We start from the raw sequence: 1,636 nt of genomic DNA, 5'->3' as shown, positions 1-1,636 counted from the left end.
TGCGGCGGGTAGCCACCGGGACCCTGCGGCGGGTAGCCACCAGGACCGCCGTACTGCGGAGCTCCGGGGGTCTGGCCGCTCGGCGGCGCCATCTGGGTCGGCGGCTGCTCGCCCGGCTGGCCAGGGCTCGGATATTGGTGGCTCACAGACGAAGCCTAGGCAGCGAGCGGGTCCTCCGTGTGCGGTTTGAACGAATCCCGTCGTCGTCGCGGCCACATCGTGACCGCCACCAGAATCAGGCCGATCGGCGCACTCACCAGGAAGCCCTTCGCGTACGACGACAGCGACGTCAGCACGACGTCGAGCATCATCCCCACGAGCTCCTCCTGGCCGACCCCGGCCTGATCGGCAGCGAACTCCGCGAGCGGATCGACGGCCATCAGGACCACTCCGGCCGCGAGCGCTACGCCGAGCAGCGCGAAGCCCAGGGTGCGCACCCGCCCGCGCCACCCCGCGGCCACGAGTACGGCGAGTACGACCAGCCCGCCCCACACGACCGGCAGCCATCGGGAGGCGGTGTCCGCGGCGCGGTACTGGTCGCTCACCTCGATCAGCTCCGACTCCGGCACGACCGGGATGTTGAGCGGCACGTCGGGCAGCAGGCCGACGGGGATCCCGCGCTCCTCGAGCGAGAGCAGCACCTGGCCGAGCAAGGGGCTCGCGTCGACCGTGACGTACCCCTCGGCTCGCGCCTCGGGGTCGTCGACGAGCCCCTTCACCTCGGCATGGACGTCCGCGTTGGCCTGGTCCCAGAATTCCTGGAAGCCAGGACCCTCCACGACCATGTCGGCCGCCTCGCGCGCCCATTCCGCGAGCTGCGGGGGCAGCCCGACCGGGATGTGCTGCTGGAGCGCGTCCGTCGCCGCCCGCGCGGCGGCGTCGGACAGCAGCCGTCGTACGTCGGGGTCGTCGGCGAGAGGGGACACGGTCTCGACGTACTTCTCGCGGTCGTCGACGCGCGCCGACAGCCAGCTGGTCCCGATCGGGAGCGGGGCGACCAGCGTGGCGAGGAGGACGAGGACGAACGCCGAGGTGTTCCTCACGAGCAGGCGCTACTCACCCTCTCCGATCTCGTCTTCGTCGTAGCTCTCCTGAGCGACCTTCCAGTCGCCGTCCTCCTCGACGAGCCGCATCGTGCCGTCCTCGGCCTGCTCCTCGTCACCGTCGAGGACGGTATCGAGGTAGTCCTGGTTGTCACCGTCGTAGGTGGTCGTGACTTCGTAGTCGACGAACGCCTCGTCCCCGTCCTCCTCCACGTCCTTGACCTCGAACTCGTACTCGGTGTCGTCCCGGATGTCCTGGTAGGACTCGCCGTACTGGTCCTCGTAGTAGCTGTTCAGCTCCTTGTTGCGGTCATCGGCGCTCGCGGCGTACTGGTCGCAGTCGTCGACGTCGGCCTCCTCGAGGAGGCTGTCCCGCCGGTCCTTCGAGAGCAGCTCGCACTGCTGGGTGTAGTCGTCCTCGGCGAACGCGCCGAAGTAGTCCTCGGCCACTGCCGCTGGGCTCCCGCCCCCGATCACCTTGAGGAGGACGACGAGGAGCAGGATCGCCAGCACCAGAGCGCCGACGGCACCACCGACGATCAGGAAGAGCTTCTTGTTCCCGCCTCCGGAGCCGGAGGGCGTGCCAAGACCGG

At 69.6% G+C, this 1,636-nt stretch carries 2 protein-coding genes; both read right to left on the bottom strand.

Annotated features, from left to right (window positions below; all coding sequences use genetic code 11):
• Positions 1-155 precede the first annotated feature (155 nt).
• Positions 156-1,043, bottom strand: a complete 888-nt coding sequence (locus E7Z54_RS05285; protein ID WP_136431963.1) for a hypothetical protein — start codon at positions 1,041-1,043, stop codon at positions 156-158.
• A 9-nt stretch (positions 1,044-1,052) separates the two neighbouring features.
• The coding region (locus E7Z54_RS22945; protein WP_168798173.1) for a hypothetical protein at positions 1,053-1,636 on the bottom strand (584 nt) is incomplete at its 5' end.

Origin of the sequence: Nocardioides sp. (assembly GCF_004803405.1) — a bacterium.
In the GTDB taxonomy this organism is placed as follows: domain Bacteria; phylum Actinomycetota; class Actinomycetes; order Propionibacteriales; family Nocardioidaceae; genus Nocardioides; species Nocardioides vastitatis.
Note: the sequence above shows the minus strand (reverse complement) of the source record. Positions and strands in the feature narration are given on the sequence as shown.